General features: G+C 63.3%; 14 protein-coding genes. All 14 read right to left on the bottom strand.

Translation table 11 applies throughout. The features are described 5' to 3' along the window. Window positions 1–107: 107 nt before the first annotated feature. Window positions 108–2678, bottom strand: a complete 2571-nt coding sequence (gene mdoH / locus QRN70_RS20305; RefSeq protein ID WP_285419688.1) for a glucans biosynthesis glucosyltransferase MdoH — start codon at window positions 2676–2678, stop codon at window positions 108–110. Further along, on the bottom strand, window positions 2671–4485 hold the full coding sequence (locus QRN70_RS20300) for a glucan biosynthesis protein G (RefSeq protein ID WP_285419687.1): 1815 nt from the start codon (window positions 4483–4485) through the stop codon (window positions 2671–2673). The genes mdoH and QRN70_RS20300 overlap by 8 nt, the downstream gene beginning before the upstream one ends. Before the next feature lie 276 nt (window positions 4486–4761). Continuing rightward, the gene (gene dtd, locus QRN70_RS20295) at window positions 4762–5199 is read right to left on the bottom strand and encodes a D-aminoacyl-tRNA deacylase (protein ID WP_285419686.1); all 438 of its coding nucleotides are present in this window, start codon (window positions 5197–5199) and stop codon (window positions 4762–4764) included. After that, entirely contained in the window at window positions 5196–6167 is a 972-nt protein-coding gene (pip, locus tag QRN70_RS20290; protein ID WP_285419685.1) for a prolyl aminopeptidase, read from the bottom strand. The genes dtd and pip overlap by 4 nt, the downstream gene beginning before the upstream one ends. Before the next feature lie 104 nt (window positions 6168–6271). Next, a complete protein-coding gene (locus QRN70_RS20285; RefSeq protein ID WP_285419684.1) occupies window positions 6272–7189 on the bottom strand; it encodes an alpha/beta hydrolase in 918 nt (305 codons plus the stop codon). Continuing rightward, the gene (locus QRN70_RS20280) at window positions 7189–8136 is read right to left on the bottom strand and encodes a choline ABC transporter substrate-binding protein (RefSeq protein WP_285419683.1); all 948 of its coding nucleotides are present in this window, start codon (window positions 8134–8136) and stop codon (window positions 7189–7191) included. The genes QRN70_RS20285 and QRN70_RS20280 overlap by 1 nt, the downstream gene beginning before the upstream one ends. A 246-nt stretch (window positions 8137–8382) precedes the next feature. Next, window positions 8383–9183 carry an N-formylglutamate deformylase gene (hutG, locus tag QRN70_RS20275; protein ID WP_285419682.1) on the bottom strand — a complete coding sequence of 267 codons (801 nt, stop codon included), beginning with the start codon at window positions 9181–9183 and terminating at the stop codon, window positions 8383–8385. 9 nt (window positions 9184–9192) lie between these two features. Beyond that, window positions 9193–10398 (bottom strand): imidazolonepropionase, encoded by a 1206-nt coding sequence (hutI, locus tag QRN70_RS20270; RefSeq protein WP_285419681.1) that lies wholly within the window; start codon window positions 10396–10398, stop codon window positions 9193–9195. Between the two features lie 102 nt (window positions 10399–10500). After that, on the bottom strand, window positions 10501–12033 hold the full coding sequence (gene hutH / locus QRN70_RS20265) for a histidine ammonia-lyase (protein WP_285419680.1): 1533 nt from the start codon (window positions 12031–12033) through the stop codon (window positions 10501–10503). Between the two features lie 117 nt (window positions 12034–12150). Further along, window positions 12151–13674 (bottom strand): HAL/PAL/TAL family ammonia-lyase, encoded by a 1524-nt coding sequence (locus tag QRN70_RS20260; RefSeq protein WP_285419679.1) that lies wholly within the window; start codon window positions 13672–13674, stop codon window positions 12151–12153. Between the two features lie 140 nt (window positions 13675–13814). Continuing rightward, window positions 13815–14645, bottom strand: a complete 831-nt coding sequence (locus tag QRN70_RS20255) for a quaternary amine ABC transporter ATP-binding protein (RefSeq protein WP_285419678.1) — start codon at window positions 14643–14645, stop codon at window positions 13815–13817. Further along, complete coding sequence (locus QRN70_RS20250; RefSeq protein WP_285419677.1) at window positions 14642–15493, bottom strand: ABC transporter permease; 852 nt, start codon at window positions 15491–15493, stop codon at window positions 14642–14644. Before QRN70_RS20250 ends, QRN70_RS20255 begins: the two co-directional genes overlap by 4 nt. Window positions 15494–15577: 84 nt before the next feature. Then, window positions 15578–16546, bottom strand: coding sequence for an ABC transporter substrate-binding protein (locus QRN70_RS20245; RefSeq protein WP_285419676.1), 969 nt, complete (start codon window positions 16544–16546; stop codon window positions 15578–15580). 69 nt (window positions 16547–16615) lie between these two features. Then, complete coding sequence (locus tag QRN70_RS20240; protein WP_285419675.1) at window positions 16616–18088, bottom strand: purine-cytosine permease family protein; 1473 nt, start codon at window positions 18086–18088, stop codon at window positions 16616–16618. Window positions 18089–18174: the final 86 nt, after the last annotated feature.

Genomic DNA, 18174 nt, shown 5'->3' with positions numbered 1-18174 from the left:
TGGGACGCGGAGCGTACCGGGCGGCATTCCCACGCAGAGCGTGGGACGAGTGACCCGCGCCGATAATCGGCAAACAAAAAAAACCCCGCTTTCGCGGGGTTTCTTCATCAGGCCGGTTGCGCCTGCAAGCTCACAGGCTTGAGCGGCAGCAACGGCGCATGCGGATCGGCTTTCACCGACGCCCGCCACGCCTCCAGCCACTCGGCGTGACCTTCGGCCCACACCGCCTCGTGCAGGCGCGCCAGGGCGACCGGGTCGCTCAGCAACTGCAGGCGATCATGGTTGCTCAACGCTGCCGGGCCGACCTTCAGCGCATGACGCACGCGTTCCTGGCGCAGCCACTCGATCGGCTCGGCCTGACCGTGACGGGAAGTCGCCAGCGAGCACGCCAGGGCGTTCTGCTGCGGATCGACTACCGCGCGGACGAAGCCGTCGTTCAGCGCATGCCAGCGGTTTTCGTGGGTGTACTGGTCGGTGGCCAGCAACGCCTGCGGCGGATTGTATTCCTCGGGGATGAGGAACAGGCTCTCGTCACGGGATTTCAGGCCCAGGCCGACGCGGCTGGAAATCACCGATACCGGGATCGACAGCATCAGCGAACCGACGATCGGCACCAGCCACCACAGGAAGCTCGGGTTCAGCCAGATCACCAGCAGCGCCCAGAAGAAGCCCAGCAGGGTCTGCGGGCCGTGGCGCTTGACCGCTTCGCTCCATGGCGTGGAGTCGTCGTCACGTTGCGGCGAGTTCCAGGTCGCGGCCCAGCCGAGGAACGCGGCGAGGACGAAACGGGTGTGGAAAATCATCCGCACCGGCGCCAGCAGCATGGAGAACAGCATCTCCAGCAGCATCGACAGGGTCACCTTGAACTTGCCACCGAACTCTTTCGCGCCCTTGGCCCAGATCAGGATGATGCTCAACAGTTTCGGCAGGAACAACAGCACGATGGTTGTCGAGAACAGCGCAATTGCCTTGTCCGGATGCCATTGCGGCCACAGTGGATAGAGCTGCCGTGGTTCGAGGAAGTACTGCGGCTCCATCAGTGTGTTTACCGCCAGCAGCGCGGTGGACAGCACCAGGAAGAAGAACCACAACGGCGCCGACAGGTACGACATCACGCCGGTGAGGAACACCGCGCGGTGCACCGGGTGCATGCCCTTGACCAGGAACAGGCGGAAGTTCATCAGGTTGCCGTGGCACCAGCGTCGGTCACGCTTGAGCTCGTCGAGCAGGTTCGGCGGCAGTTCTTCGTAGCTGCCCGGCAGGTCGTAGGCAATCCACACGCCCCAGCCCGCACGGCGCATCAGCGCGGCTTCGACGAAGTCGTGCGACAGGATCGCACCGGCAAACGCGCCTTTGCCCGGCAACGGCGCCAGGGCGCAGTGCTCGATGAACGGCTTCATGCGGATGATCGCGTTGTGCCCCCAGTAGTGCGATTCACCCAGCTGCCAGAAGTGCAGGCCGGCGGTGAACAACGGGCCGTAGACGCGGGTGGCGAACTGCTGCATGCGCGCATACAGCGTGTCCATGCCCGAGGCACGCGGGGCGGTCTGGATGATCCCGGCATCCGGGGTGGCTTCCATCAGGCGGACCAGGCTGGTCAGGCACTCGCCGCTCATCACCGAGTCGGCGTCGAGCACGACCATGTACTTGTAGTCACCGCCCCAGCGACGGCAGAAGTCGTCGAGGTTGCCGCTCTTGCGCTTCACACGACGGCGACGACGGCGGTAGAAAATCTTGCCGAAGCCCTTGGCTTCGCGGCAGACGTCCAGCCAGGCCTGTTGCTCGGCCACGCAGATATCGGTGTCGTTACTGTCGCTGAGCACGAAGAAGTCGAAGCGATCGAGGTCACCGGTGGCCGCGACCGACTCGAACGTCGCGCGCAGGCCGGCGAATACCCGGGGTACGTCTTCGTTGCAGATCGGCATCACCAGCGCGGTGCGGGCATCTTTCGGGATCGGCTCGTTGCCGGCACTTTTCCCGGAGATACGGTACTTGTCGTGACCGGTGAGCAACTCGAGGAAGCCCATCAGCGCGGTCCAGAAACCGGCCGAGACCCAGCAGAACAGAATCCCGAACAGAATCAGGATGCTGGTTTGCAGCGCATACGGCAGCACTTGCGTGGCGGTTTGCAGCAACGGCTGGTGCAGGACTTCTTCGAGATCGACGAACGACCAGCCCTGGTACGGCATGATGCCTTTCATGTACCAGCCGGCGACGATGGTCTGGCCAAGCATCAGCAGCAACAGAATGTAGCGACGGATCGAACCGACGGTGCGCCAGCGCGCGGCGGGCAACACCCGCTCATCCTTCGGCGGTGCCGGCGGATTGGTGCGCCCGGTCAGACGCCGCCAGGCGCGCACGAGGATATTGGTGCGCCATGGCTCCGGCACGACCTTGGTCCGGCGGATCGGCGGCGTCGCCTTGAGGCTGACCCGGCCACTGGCGTCGAGCACCAGCATTTCCGCGTCTTGCAGCTCTTCGGCGGTGCTCAGGCTCAGACGCTTGCCCACCGAAGCCTGGGCGGCTTCGGCAGGGGCGTCGAACGTCGACGACGACAGGCGTTGATGCAGTTCGCTGAAGGACTGGCAGCCCGCGAGTTCCGCGCGCTGCTCGTCGGTCATCGGCAGATGCGCCAGATACTCGGACAGAGTCTCTGGCTGTACTTGAGAGTTACTCATCGGCAGGCAACTGATAGCTCCAGGTCTCGGTCAGGACTTCTTCAGTCGGTGCCGATTCCGGTGTGGCTGGGGCCGCGTCCGCAGCGGCTGGCTGCTTGGCGTCTTTATTGGCCTGGTCCTTGGCATCGGTGGAAGGCTTGGCGTCGGCCTGCTTGGCTTCGGCGGCCTTGGCTTCCTTGTCGGCTTTCTCTTGTTGCTTGGCGGCGACCTTGTCGGCCTTGGCGACGGACGAGTTCGACGCTGGCAGCGAAACCTTGGCGAGGTCTTCCGGCACGACGTTCTGCACCAGGGCAGCACGCATTTCGGTGGACTTGCTCGGGTCCTTGATCTTCATCCGCAGGGTCAGGCGCCAGCCCTTGGTTTCGGGGTTGTAGCGCACGCTGTTTTCCACCAGTTCGGCGTTGTCGCCGACACTGACCTGGCTGCGCACGTCGGTTTCCGGTGGCAATGCCGCCAGCGACGGACCTTCGAAGTCGACCAGGTAGGCAACGCTGCCATCCGGCTGACGGATCAGGTTCGATTGCTTGACGTCACCGGTGGAACGCAGGGTCTGCTTGACCCAGGCGCTGTCCGGGGCGTGAATCGCCGCTTCGTCCATGGTCCAGTGCAGGCGATAGGCAACGTCCAGCGGCTGGCCTGGCTCCGGTTGTTTTTCCGGGTTCCAGAACGCGACGATGTTGTCGTTGGTTTCGTCGGCGGTCGGAATCTCGACCAGATCGACGGTGCCCTTGCCCCAGTCGCCCTTCGGCTCGATCCAGGCGCTTGGACGCTTGTCGTAGCGGTCGTCGAGGTCTTCGTAGTGGCTGAAGTCACGGCCACGCTGCAGCAGACCGAAACCACGCGGGTTCTCGACGCTGAAGTTGCTCACGGCCAGGTGTTTCGGGTTGTTCAGTGGGCGCCAGATCCACTCGCCGTTGCCGGCATGGATCGACAGACCGCTGGAGTCGTGCAGTTCACGACGGTAGTTGAGCACTTTCGACGGCTGGTTGGCGCCGAACAGGAACATGCTGGTCAGCGGCGCGATGCCGAGCTTGCCGACCTTGTCGCGCAGGAACATCTGCGCCTTGACGTCGACGATGGTGTCGCTGCCCGGGCGCAGGATCAGCCGGTAGGCACCGGTGGCACGTGGCGAATCGAGCAGGGCGAAGATCACCAGGTGCTTGTCGCCCGGCTTCGGTTGCTGAATCCAGAACTCGCGGAAACGCGGGAATTCCTCACCGGACGGCAGGGCGGTATCGATCGCCAGGCCACGGGCGGACAGACCGTAGGTGTGACCCTTGCCGACGACGCGGAAGTAGCTCGCGCCGAGCATGGTCATGATTTCGTCTTGCTTGTCGGCCTTGTTGATCGGGTACAGCACACGGAAGCCGGCGTAACCCAGCTGTTCGGTGGCCTTCGGATCGAACTTGAGGTCGCCGAAATCGAAACGGCTTGGATCGTATTTGATCTCTTCGACGGTGTTCGCCGTGATTTCGTTGATTTTCACCGGCGTATCGAAGTGCATGCCCTGGTGGTAGAAGGACAGCTTGAACGGATTCTTCTGATCCGCCCATTCGGCTTTTTCAGTGCGGAAGCGAATCTTCTGATAGTCCGCGAACTTCATGTCGCGAAATTCGTTCGGCAGGTTGCTGCGCGGGGCTTCGAATTTCTGCCCGGCCAGCTCTTTAGCCTTGGCCGATACATCGTCAAGATTGAATGCCCAAAGCTGACCGGCGCTGAGCAGGCACAGGACTGCCGAGCCGGCTACCAGAGCACTTCGCAAGCGTTTGGCAGACAATTTTGCTGCATTACAGGGACTAACAATCACGAGCAACCCTCGCCGAAAACAGATCAATAAACCAACGGCCAGCTATCTATATGCCAGGTTGGCGAGCATTGTTCCGACTCCGCTGGGGCAAAATGATTCCCCAATCGGATCCGGACAAGTCTCTACCTAAGTCAAAATGGACCAACGAACGCTGATCCCCGTAGCGCGCGATTATCTAGTAGCCCGCGTTACAACGCATCAGGGGTAACAAAGTATTTATCGCGAAAATTCCCTGTTTTCAGTCGAAAAACCCTTAAAAAGGTGTTTCAAGCGCTTTCACGTCTGTAACAGAAAGGTAACCGGGCCATCGTTGACCAGGTGCACCTGCATATCCGCGCCGAATCTACCTGATGCCACAGTGCCATGCACCTGTTTCGCTTTGCCTAACAGATAGTCGAACAGTTCCTCGCCCAGCGCCGGAGGGGCGGCGCTCGAGAAACTCGGGCGCAACCCGCTGCGGGTGTCGGCGGCCAGGGTGAACTGAGAGACCAGCAGCAACCCGCCGCCAACGTCGGCGAGGGACAGGTTCATCTTGCCCTCGGCGTCGCTGAATACCCGATAGTTAAGCAGCTTATGCAGAAGTTTGTCGGCACTCGCCCGGTTGTCGTCGGGTTCGACGGCCACCAGCACCAGCAAACCCTGATCGACGGCACCGACCACCTCCCCCGCCACTTCGACCCGCGCGCCTTTCACGCGCTGCAGAAGCCCCTTCATGCTTCTTCGGGCGGCAGGTCGAGCAGGCGCCGCGCCATTTTGCTGGCCGCGCGGACCAACGCATCGGTAATGCCCGGTTCGGACGCGGCATGCCCGGCGTCGCGGATCACCTGCAACTCGCTGTTGGGCCAGGCCTGGTGCAGTTCCCAGGCATTGTCGAGCGGGCAGATCACGTCATAGCGGCCGTGGATGATCACGCCCGGCAGGTGGGCGATCTTGCCCATGTCGCGAATCAGCTGATTCGGCTCGAGGAAGGCATTGTTGGTGAAGTAATGGCATTCAATCCGGGCGATCGACAGCGCGCGCTGCGGCTCGGAGAAACGATCGACCACCAGCGGATTCGGCCGCAGGGTCGCGGTGCGCCCTTCCCAGGTCGACCAGGCCTTGGCGGCGTGCATCTGGGCGATCTGGTCGTTGCCGGTCAGGCGTTTGTGGAAAGCGCCGAGCAGGTCGTCGCGTTCGTCCTGCGGGATCGGCGCGATGTAGTCCTGCCAGTAATCGGGAAACAGACGACTGGCACCGGCCTGATAGAACCATTCGATTTCCTGTGGGCGACAGAGAAAGATCCCGCGCAGGATCAGACCGTGGACCCGTTCCGGGTGGGTCTGCGCGTAAGCCAGCGCCAGGGTCGAACCCCAGGAGCCACCGAACAGGACCCACTTCTCGATGCCCAGGTGTTTGCGGATGCGCTCGAGGTCGGCGACCAGGTCCCAGGTGGTGTTGTTTTCCAGGCTGGCGTGTGGCGTCGAGCGGCCGCAACCACGCTGGTCGAAGGTGACAATGCGGTACAGGTTCGGATCGAAGTAGCGCCGGCTCTGCGCATCGCACCCGGCGCCAGGACCACCGTGGATGAACACCACCGGCAAACCTTCCGGTGAACCGCTTTCGTCGACGTACAGCGTATGGGTGTCATCGACGGCCAGATCGTGCCGGGCGTGGGGTTTGATCTGCGGAAACAAAGTCTGCATTGCGCGCTCCGTAAGGGGTCGAGGTCATCCCTGGGGGGACTTCTATTATTCTGCCGTCCGGCATCATAAACCCGATTTACGTCAATGAGCATGCCCGCTCGCTGTCACAATTTGTCAGCCATGAACGCCAGCAGGTTTTCGTAGAGACGGTCGACCTCGGCGACCTGGTGCCGCGCCCGCAGACAACCGTGTACCAGCCCTTCGCCGTAATACAGCGCCGCGTCGACGCCCGCCGCGTTCAACCGTTCGGCGTAGCACACGCCGTCGTCACGCAGCGGATCGAACTGCGCCACGGCAATCCAGGCCGGCGGCAGGCCGCGCAGATCCTCGGCCAGCAACGGCAGCGCATAAGCGTTCGGCCTGGCGGTGCCGCGCAGGTACAGGGCGTGATAACAATCGACATCGCTGCTGGCGAGCAACGGTGCATCGGCGCATTCGCGGCGCGACGCTGACTGTTCGTCGCCACCCAGCCCCGGATAGATCAATACCTGCGCACCCGGCAGCGGCTCGCCGGCATCGCGCAGCGCCAGGCACAGCGCCGCCGCCAGATTGCCCCCGGCGCTGTCACCCGCCACCAGCATCCGCGCGGGATCGAACCAGAACGGCCCGCTGCGCAACGCGCGCCAGACGCTCAGGCAATCCTCGAAACCGGCCGGGAACGGATGCTCTGGCGCCAGCCGATAGTCCACCGCCACCACCATCGCCCCGAGTGCCATGGCCAGTTCGCAGCAGATGAAGTCATGGGAATCCAGCCCGCCGACCACCCAACCGCCGCCGTGCAGGTACAACACGCACGGCCAGCCACTGGCCGATGGCCGGACAGGCGGGCGATACGAGCGCACCGCCACCCCGCTCAACTGGAAGTCCACCACCTCCAGACCCGTCGGCCGTTCAGGCGTGAAGGCACGACACATGTCATCGTAGGATGTGCGCAGTCCGCCGAGGCTGCTGTCAGCGCTGGCAAAGCCTTCGGTTCTGGCGACGAACGCCGCCATCGCCGGCGAGAGTGGATAAGTGCCCATCAGTTTTTCAGGCTGGCCTGAACCGTGGCCACGCCGTCCTTGCCGTCGACACTGCTGACACCGGCCAGCCAGCGCTGCAAGTCTTCGGGATGCTCGCGCAACCAGTTTTTCGCCACCTCCTGAGGGGTCTTGCGCGCCATGATCGGCACCATCAACTGGCTCTCCTGGGCGGCGGTGAAGGTCAGGTTTTCCAGCAGTCGATGGACGTTCGGGCAGCGCTCGGCGTAGTCCGGCGCGGTAACCGTGGAAACGGTCGCGGCGCCTTCGTTGGGGCCGTAGACGTCTTCACTGCCGGTCAGGTAGGTGATGTTCATGTTGATGTTCATCGGATGCGGGGTCCAGCCGACGAACACCACGAATTCCTTGCGGTTCACCGCCCGTTGCACGGCGGCGAGCATGCCGGCTTCACCGGATTCGACGATCTTGAAATCCTTCAGGCCGAAGTGGTTGGTTTCGATCATGGTCTTGATCGTGGTGTTGGCGCCGCTGCCAGGCTCGATGCCATAGATCTTGCCGCCCAGCTGCTCCTTGAATTTCGCGATGTCGGGGAAGGTCTTCAGCCCTGCCGCCGCGACGTAATCGGGCACCGCCAGGGTCGCCTGGGCGTCGGCCAGGCTGGGCTTGTCCATGACTTTGACCTGGTTGGCGGCGAGGAACGGCGCGATGTTCTGGTCCATCGCCGGCTTCCAGTAGCCGAGGAAGATGTCCAGGCGTTTGTCACGGATGCCGGCGAAGATGATTTGCTGCACCGCGCTGGTTTGCTTGCTTTCGTAACCGAGGCCGTTGAGCAGGACATCGGCCATGCCGCTGGTGGCGATCACGTCGGTCCAGTTGACCACGCCCATGCGCACGGTCTTGCAGGACGCATCGTCGGCAGCCATGGCGCCGGCGCTGAGCAGCGCACTGCCGGTGAGGATTAACGCACAACGAGTGAACAGTCTTTTCATGTGGGATCGTCTCGTGCGGCAGCGGGTTATTGTTCGGATCGGTGTCTTCTTGCACCGTGGCCGAAACATTACGCAGCAGACGAGACGCAAAAGCGACCTGTGGCGACCGGGATTTGCACGGTGGCGACTTCTCCCGATCGTTCCCACGCTCTGCGTGGGAATGCCTCAAGGGACGCTCCGCGTCCAGTGACGCGGAGCGTCACGGGCTGCATTCCCACGCGGAGCGTGGGAACGATCACAGCTGACTCAGTTGTAGTGGTTTTTGCCCCAGGCGAGCAGCCCTTGCAGCAGCTCCTTCAACACCACCCGCGTTGGCTCCGCCAAGTCGGCGCGGTAGCGGAACGGTGCGAACTCTTCCATGTAGGTGCACTGGCCCAACTCCAGTTGCACGGCATGGATGTGCTCGGCCGGGTTGCCGTAATGGCGGGTGATGTGACCGCCCTTGAAGCGTCCGTTGAGCACGTGGCTGTAATCGCCGTGGCGGGCGCAGATCGCTTCCAGTTGCGTGGCCAGCTGCGGATCGCAACTGGCGCCGTTGAAGGTGCCGAGGTTGAAGTCCGGCAGTTTGCCGTCGAACAGGTGCGGGATGATCGAACGGATCGAGTGGGCATCGAACAGCAACGCATAACCGAACTCGGCCTTCAGCCGTGCCAGCTCTTGCTGCAGGGTGCGGTGGTACGGCGTCCAGATCTGCTCCAGGTACGTGGCACGGTCTTCTTTCGACGGCGCCTGCCCTTCCTTGAACAACGGGATGCCATCGAACAGCGTCGCCGGGTACAGGCCGGTGGTGGCGCCCGCGTATAGCGGCTTGTCGTCGGACGGCCGGTTGAGGTCGATGACGAACCGCGAATATTCGGCCGCCAGGGTGCTGGCGCCCAGCTCGGCGGCAAAATCGTAGAGCTGCGGAATATGCCAGTCGGTGTCCGGCAGGCTTTTCGCGTCCGCAATCAGCCCGGCCTCGACCGCCGGGGTCAGGCGCACACCGGCATGGGGCATGCTGATCAGCAGCGGCACGCGACCTTGTTTGAAGTTCAGAACCTTATCCACAACGCTCTCCTACAGACTTGATTCGACGCCGTGACGCACGACGCGTTTGTCCAGCTCACCGCCCAGCCAGTACGCCAGATCCGCCGGCCGGTCGATCTGCCAGGCGACGAAATCGGCGACCTTGCCGACTTCCAACGAGCCGAGGGTTGCGGCCATGCCCAAGGCTTGCGCGGCATGGATGGTGGCGCCGGCCAGGGCTTCTTCCGGGGTCATGCGGAAACAGGTGCAGGCCATGTTCAGCATCAGGCGCAGCGACAGCGCCGGCGAGGTACCGGGGTTGAGGTCGCTGGCGATGGCGATCTTGACCTTGTGCTTGCGCAGGGCGTCCATCGGCGGCAACTGAGTTTCGCGCAGGAAGTAGAATGCGCCCGGCAACAGCACCGCGACCGTGTCGGACTCGGCCATGGCGATGGCGTCGGCTTCGTCCATGAATTCCAGGTGGTCGGCGGATAACGCCTTATAGCGCGCAGCGAGGCTGGAGCCATGCAGCGACGACAGTTGTTCGGCGTGCAGTTTCACCGGCAGGCCGAGCTTCTGCGCGGCGACGAACACCCGCTCGACCTGCTCCGGCGAGAACGCCAGGTATTCGCAGAAGGCATCCACGGCATCCACCAGCCCTTCGGCAGCGAGGGCCGGGAGCATCTCGGTGCAGATCAGATCGATGTAATCGTCGGCGCGATCCTGGTATTCCGGTGGCAACGCGTGGGCCGCCAGGCAGGTGCTGCGCACGCTGATCGGCAGCTCTTTCTGCAGACGACGGATCACCCGCAAGATCTTGCGCTCGTTGGCCAGATCGAGACCGTAGCCGGATTTCATCTCGACCGTGGTCACGCCGTCGCGCATCAGGCTTTTCAGGCGTTTGGCGGCGCTGGCGAACAGCTCGTCCTCAGTGGCTTGACGGGTCGCGCGCACGGTGCTGGCGATGCCGCCACCGGCCGCGGCGATCTCGGCGTAGCTGACACCTTGCAGGCGTTGTTCGAATTCGCCACTGCGGTTGCCACCGAATACGGTGTGGGTGTGGCAGTCGATCAGGCCGGGAGTGACCCAGGCGCCGTGCAGGTCATTGACCGCCGGGTATTCGCCGGACGGCAATTGACTGCGCGGGCCGATCCACTCGATGTGCGCACCCGAGGTCACGATGGCCGCATCCTCGATGATCGAGTAGACGCCCTGCGCCATGGTTGCGACGTGGCAGTGTTGCCAGAGGGTTTTCATCCCTTAGTCTCCACAGTATTCAAAATCGATTTCGCGAGCAGGCTCGCTCCCACAGTTGAAATGCATTGCCCTGTGGAAGCGAGCCTGCTCGCGAAGAGGCCATTACAGGCTAGGCAGCAGTTTCGCCGGAACCAGTTCCGTCAGAACCCGCGAAGCCAGCAGTTCGGTCGCCGCATTGATGTCCGGGGCAAAGAAGCGATCCTTCTCGTAGAACGGTACTTCGCGACGCAGAATCGCCCGCGCCTGCTCCAGCTTCGCCGAGGTCTTCAGACCGTTGCGCAGATCCAGGCCCTGCGCTGCTGCCAGCCATTCCACCGCGAGAATGCCGCGGGTGTTCTCGGCCATTTCCCACAGGCGCTTGCCGGCCGCCGGAGCCATCGACACGTGGTCTTCCTGGTTGGCGGAGGTGGGCAGGCTGTCGACCGAATGCGGGTGGGCCAGCGCCTTGTTCTCGCTGGCCAGTGCCGCAGCGGTTACCTGGGCGATCATGAAACCGGAGTTCACGCCGCCGTTGGCCACCAGAAACGGCGGCAGTTGCGACATGTGCTTGTCCATCATCAGCGAGATGCGTCGTTCGCTCAGCGAGCCGATTTCAGCGATGGCCAGGGCCAAGTTGTCGGCCGCCATGGCCACCGGCTCGGCGTGGAAGTTGCCGCCGGAAATCACATCGCCTTCAGCGGCGAACACCAACGGGTTGTCGGAGACAGCGTTGGCTTCGATGGCCAGCACTTCGGCGGCCTGGCGGAACTGGGTCAGGCAGGCGCCCATGACTTGCGGCTGGCAGCGCAGCGAGTACGGATCCTGGACCTTGTCGCAGTTCTGGTGCGAGGCAGACACTTCGCTGCGCTCACCGAGCAGATCGCGATAAGCAGCGGCGGCATCGATCTGGCCTTTCTGGCCACGGGCCGCGTGAATGCGCGCGTCGAACGGCGAGCGCGAGCCGAGCACCGCTTCCACCGTCAGGCCGCCCACTGCCAGGGCACCGGCGAACAGGTCTTCGCCCTCGAACAGGCCGCGCAGGGCAAATGCGGTGGACACCTGGGTGCCGTTTAGCAGCGCCAGGCCTTCTTTCGCCGCCAAAGTCAGCGGGGTCAGACCGGCAACCTTCAGCGCTTCGGTGGCTTCCAGCCACTCGCCCTTGTAGCGCGCCTTGCCCTCGCCGAGCAGCACCAGCGACATGTGCGCCAGCGGCGCGAGGTCACCCGAGGCACCGACCGAACCCTTGAGCGGAATGTGCGGATAGACTTCGGCATTGATCAGCGCAATCAGCGCATCGATCACCACGCGGCGGATGCCGGAGAAACCGCGGCTGAGGCTGTTGACCTTGAGCACCATGATCAGCCGCACCAGGTCATCGCTGATCGGCTGGCCGACGCCGGCAGCGTGCGACAGCACCAGCGAGCGCTGCAGGTTTTCCAGGTCTTCGCTGGCGATGCGCGTCGAGGCCAGCAGGCCGAAACCGGTGTTGATGCCGTAGGCGGTGCGATTCTCGGCGAGGATCTGCTCGACGCAGGCGACGCTGGCTTCGATCTGCGCCGCGGCGCTGTTGTCCAGGCTCAGTCTGACCGGGTGGTGGTAGACGTCACGCAGTTGGGCCAGGCTCAGTTGGCCGGGAATCAGGTTCAGCGCAGTCATTAAAATGCTCCTTTTGAGACATTGTTATTAACTACCAGTCGCTCCGGAGCATTCCGTTATCCGTCGTTTCTCGTCTTGTGGACGATCCGCGCCTTGGCACGCTGGTATGGGTCGTTGTCAGTGCAAATTCGGTAGAACGGCATGCGGCAGTTTCGGGTCTTTCAACACGCCCGCAGCGGCAGCGATATCCGGCGCCAGCCAGCGATCCTGATCGTAGGCCGGGACCTTTTCGCGCAGCAGTCGCCAGGCGGCATCGGTGCCGGCGCCGAAGCGCTGAGCCTTGAGGAATTCAAACGCCTGCGCCGCCAGCAGGTACTCGATGGCGAGGATCTGCGTGCAGTTTTCCAGGGCGCGGTGCAGCTTCAGCGCGGCGTTGGTGCCCAGGCTCAGGTGATCTTCCTGCAGGCCGGAGGTGACGTAATTGTCGAGCACCGCCGGTTGCGCCAACTGGCGGTTTTCCGCGCACAGCGAAGCGGCGACGTATTGCACGATCATCATCCCCGAGTTCACCCCGGGATTGGCCACCAGGAAGGCCGGCAGACCGCTGACGTGCGGGTTGATCAGGCGATCCAGGCGCCGTTCGGCGATCGAGCCGATCTCGGCCATGGCAATCGCCAGCAGGTCCGCCGCCAGCGCCACCGACTGGCCGTGCGGGTTGGCCTGGGACATCACCCGGAAGGCGTCCGGCGTGCCCAGCAGCAACGGGTTGTCGGTGCAGCCGTTGAGTTCGGTTTCGATCTGTCGGGTGGCGTGCGCCAGTTGATCGCGCGCCGCGCCGTGCACCTGCGGAATCGAGCGGATGCTCAGCGCGTCCTGCGTGCGAATACCCTTGCTCGCGGCAATCACTTCGCTGCCGTCGAGCAATGCGCGCAAGTTGATGCCAACCTGCTGCATGCCCGGGTGCGGCTTGAGCGCGATGATCTCGGCATCGAACGCGGCGATCTGCCCGCGCTGGGCCTCGAAGCTCATGGCGCCGATCACGTCGGCCCACTGCACCAGGCGTGTCGCGTCGGCAATCGCCAGGCAACCGAGACCGGTCATGCACGGCGTGCCGTTGACCAGGCACAAACCGTCCTTCGCGCCGAGCTGCACCGCTTGCAGGCCTTCCGCGGCCAGCGCCTGTTGCGCCGGCACGATCTGCCCGCGATAGCTGACATCACCGACGCCGAGCAGGGTAATGCCGATGTGCGCCATGTGCGTCAGGTAACCCACCGAACCCTGCGCCGGCACCTGCGGGGTGATGCCGCGATTGAGCAGTGCCAGCAGTGCTTCGACCACGCGGCGGTGAATACCGGATTTGCCGTGGCTGTAGTTGCGGATCGCCGCGCAGATGATGGCCCGGGTCTGTTCGTCGGGCAGCACCGGGCCGACGCCGCAGGCGTGGCTGAGCAGGGTGTTGCGCGACAGCTGGCTGAGCTGTTCGTCCTGCAGCGAGACGTTGCACAGCGCGCCGAGCCCGGTGTTCACGCCATAGGCGCGCTCGCCGCTGGCGACGATGCGCTGGACGATGCCCTGGGCGTTGTCGATACGCGCCCAGGTCTCGCTCGACAGCTCCAAAGTGGCGCCGTGACGGGCGACGGCGACCACGTCCTGCCAACGCATCGGGGCGTCGGCGATAACGATTTTTTCAGCCTGGGACATCTTCAACCTCATCCAAACATTGATGCAGCCTTTGCGGCCTCATCGCTGGCAAGCCAGCTCCCACAGGGAGCTTCAGCGTTCACAAAACTGTGGGAGCCGGCTTGCCGGCGAAGAGGCCAGTCCGGCCAACACAAATCTACCTAAACCACCGCCGCGCGCCGCTGCACGAAGCGGTCGACATACTCGTCCGCCGGCGAATGCAGGATCTCTCTCGGCGTGCCGACCTGGATCAGCCGGCCATCCTTGAGGATCGCGATGCGGTTGCCGATGCGCACGGCCTCGTCGAGGTCGTGAGTGATGAAGACGATGGTCTTGTGCAGGGTCTTTTGCAGCTCCAGCAACTGATCCTGCATCTCGGCGCGGATCAACGGATCGAGGGCACTGAACGCTTCGTCCATCAGGATGATGTCGGTGTCCGCCGCCAGGGCGCGGGCCAGGCCGACACGCTGGCGCATGCCGCCGGAGAGCTGGTGCGGGTATTTGTTTTCGTAGCCCTTGAGGCCCACGGTGTTGATCCAGTGCAGCGCGCGTTCGGCGCACAGCTGCTTGCTCTCGCCGCGCACCTTGAGGCCGTAGGCGACGTTGTCCAGCACGCTCTTGTGCGGCAGCAGGCCGAAGCTCTGGAACACCATGCTGATCTTGTGCCGGCGAAATTCGCGCAGGGCTTCCATGTCGTATTGCAGGATGTCCACGCCGTCGACCAGGATCGCGCCGCTGGTCGGGTCGATCAGGCGATTGAAGTGGCGTACCAGGGTCGATTTGCCGGAGCCGGACAGGCCCATGATCACGAAGATCTCACCGGTGCCGATGCTCAGCGACAGGTCGTTGACCCCGACCACGCAACCGGTTTCCGACAGCACCTGATCCTTGGTCTTGCCCTGGCCGACCATCGCCAGGGCATCCTTGGCGCGGTTGCCGAAAATCTTGAAGACGTTTTTCACTTCGATCTTGCTGACGTTTGCGTTGCTCATTTGCTCACCTCATGCCGTGGCCGACCATACGCCTGGGTAATGCGGTCGATGACCACTGCGAGAATCACGATCGCCAGACCGGCCTCCAGGCCACGTCCGACGTTGAGGGTCTGAATCCCCACCAGCACGTCTTCGCCCAGGCCACGGGCACCGATCATCGAGGCGATCACCACCATCGACAGGGCCATCATGGTGGTCTGGTTGATCCCGGCCATGATGCTCGGCAGGGCCAGCGGCAGTTGCACGCCGAACAGTTGCTGCCAGCGGTTGGCCCCGAAGGCGTTGATCGCTTCCATGACTTCGCCGTCGACCTGCCGGATGCCCAGGTCGGTCAGGCGGATCAGCGGTGGCGCGGCGTAGATCACCGTGGCGAAAATCGCCGGCACCTTGCCCAGGCCGAACAGCATCAGCACCGGGATCAGGTACACGAAGCTGGGCATGGTCTGCATGATGTCGAGCAGCGGCATCAGCACCGAGCGCAGGCGATTGCTGCGCGCCGAGAGAATCCCCAGCGGGATGCCGATCAGCACCGAGATCAGCGTCGCCACCAGCATCAGCGCCAGGGTCTGCATGAGTTTGTCCCACAGGCCGACGGCACCGACCAGGAACAGCAGGCCGACGATCACCGCCGTGGTGAGCACTTTGCGCGTCGCGTGCCAGGCGATCCCGGCGACGATCGCCAGCATCAGCCACCACGGCACGGCGCGCAGCAGGCCTTCAAGATTGACGATGGCCCACAACAGGGTGTCGGAGATGTGGCGGAACACATCGCCGTAGTTGGTGACCAGCGCATCGACCCAACCGTTGACCCAGTCGGCGATGGAAAAGGTAAAGCTTTCGGGAAACATAAGCGGCTCTCAATCAGGAAACTCAATCAAGCGATTGCGGCGAACACCCCGGCCAGCCTCTCGGTTGGCCGGGAGGAATTCGACCTACAGCGCCGCGTCGATTTTCTTGGCAGCGTCTGCACTGACCCACGCATGCCAGACCTCAGGATGTTCCTTGAGGAAGATTTTCGCCAGTTTTGGCGACTCGATACGTTCCTTGGCCATGCGACCGAGGTTCTGGTTCAGCAGGTCGATCGGCAGGTTGACCTTCTCCAGCACACTGACCAGTTCCGGCGCTTCGTCGTGGAAGGTCTTGGACAGGCCGACCTTGATGCTCACGCTCTTGTCGACGCCGGGTTTCTCTTCGAGTTTGACCGCGTCGATCTGGCCCATCAGCGGGGTGGGCGACCAGTAGTAGAACAGGATCGGCTCGCCACGCTTGTAGCTCGACAGCACGGCGGCATCCAGCGCCGGACCGGTGCCCGGACGGAAGTTGGTGTAGCTGTTTTCCAGGCCGTAGCTCTTGAGCATTTCGCTGTTGTCGAGCTCGCAGGTCCAGCCGGCCGGGCAGTTGTAGAAGCGCCCCTTGGAAGGCTCCTCGGCGTCCTTGAAGACCTGGGCATACTTGCCCAGGTCGGCGATGTTCTTCAGGTCCGGGGCTTTCGGCTCGAGCTTGCGCTTGGCGTCGCCTTCGATCACATAGCGCGGCACGTACCAGCCTTCCACCGCACCCACCACCGGGGCGCCGACGCCGACGACCTTGCCGGCCTTCTCGGCCTTGTTCCACACCTCGCTGCGGCCGACCCATTCTTCGGCGAACACCTGGATGTCATTGCTGCTCAGGGCGTTTTCCATGGTGATGGAGTTGCCCGGCAGGCTGTCGGTCTTGCAGTCGTAACCTTTTTCCAGGACCACTTGCAGGACATCGGTCAGCAGCATGCCGCTTTCCCAGTTGAGGCCGGCGAATTTCACCGGTTTGCCGGACTCGCACCAGCCGGCAGCCTGGGTGGCGCCAGCACTGGCCAACAGGCCCATGGACAGCAAAGTGGTCAGCAGGGTCTTGTTCGATTTCATTGTTGCGACGCTCCTAATCATGAATTGGCTTACGGCAGTCAAGAGGCATCCAGCCCTGTCCACGTCCAATCAGGCCCGCGCCGCAATGCGACCGGCCCCACTTGTTTCTGGTTGTACGGCGCTGCTCTGCTCGACCGGCAGAATCAGGCGATCGGGTACCGCGCTGTGCCATTTTTTCGCGCACAGGTAATACACGGCGGCGGGCAGCACCAGGCCGATGATCCAGGAGATATCCACATCACCGAGGGCCGCGACCAGCGGGCCGGTATAGAACTTGGTCGAGATGAACGGCAGCTGCACCAGCACGCCGAACACATAGACGCTGATGCCGAGCAGGTTCCAGCGGCCGTAGCGACCGTTCGGGTCGGCCAGCGCCGGCACGTCGTAGCGCTCGCGGGTGATGCAGTAGTAGTCCACCAGGTTGATCGCGCTCCACGGTGTGAAGAAGGCGAGCAGGAACAGGATGAAAGACTTGAACGCACCGAGGAACGAGTGCTGGCCGAGCAAGGCGATCAGGGTCGCCGCGCCGACGATCACCAGGACGAACACCAGGCGCTGCAGGCGCGATACCTGCAGGTGACCACGGAAGCCGCTGATGATGGTGGCGATGCACATGAAGCTGCCGTAGGAGTTCAGCGTCGAGATGGTCACCTTGCCGAACGCGATGCTGAAATACAGCAGCGCCGCGGTGGCACCGGTACCGCCCAGACCGACGATGTAGGCCACCTCGTGACCGGCGAACTGGCCGTTGGCCGACGCCGCGGCAAACACGCCGAGGATCATCGCCACCTGTGCACCGATCACCGACCCCGCGCCGGCGGCAAAAAAGGTCTTCAGTGCCGACGTTTTGCTCGGCAGGTAACGCGAGTAATCCGCCACATACGGGCCGAAGGCGATCTGCCAGGAGGCCGCAAGCGACACCGCGAGCAGGAAACTGCTCCAGCTGAAATGACGGATTTGCAGCAGAGCGCCGACATCAACCTGGCTCAGCAGACGGCTGAACAGATAAACGAAGGCAATCACGCCAATCACGCTGGCGACACGGCCGATCCAGTGGATCACCCGGTAACCCAGCACCGTGACCACCACAATGACGCTGGCAAACAGCAGAATGCCAACGGTGTCGCTGACACCGAACAACTGGCCCAGCGCCTGGCCGGACAGCACGGTGCCGGTGGCGGTGAAACCCAGGTACATCAGGCACACCAGCACGATCGGGATGGCCGCGCCGTACACACCGAACTGCACCCGGCTGGAAATCATCTGCGGCAGGCCGAGCTTCGGCCCCTGCGCCGCGTGCAGCGCCATCACGCCGCCGCCCAGCAGTTGCCCGATCAGCAGACCGATCAACGACCAGAACACATCGCCGCCCAGCACCACGGCCAGGGCCCCGGTGACAATCGCGGTGATTTGCAGGTTGGCACCCATCCACAAGGTGAACTGGCTAAACAGACGACCGTGTCTTTCCGCTTCCGGGATGTAGTCGATCGAACGCCTTTCGATCAACGGTTTGTTGCTTGCACGATCGGGGCTAACAGCCATGATTCAACCTCTGTGGATTGTTTTAATTGTTCTCTCGAGCTTTCTCGAACCCTTGTGGGAGCTGGCTTGCCAGCGATGACGTCGGC

The sequence above is a fragment of the Pseudomonas sp. efr-133-TYG-5 genome, assembly GCF_030209175.1.
Lineage (GTDB): Bacteria > Pseudomonadota > Gammaproteobacteria > Pseudomonadales > Pseudomonadaceae > Aquipseudomonas.
This window is presented reverse-complemented; position numbering and strand designations above follow the sequence as displayed.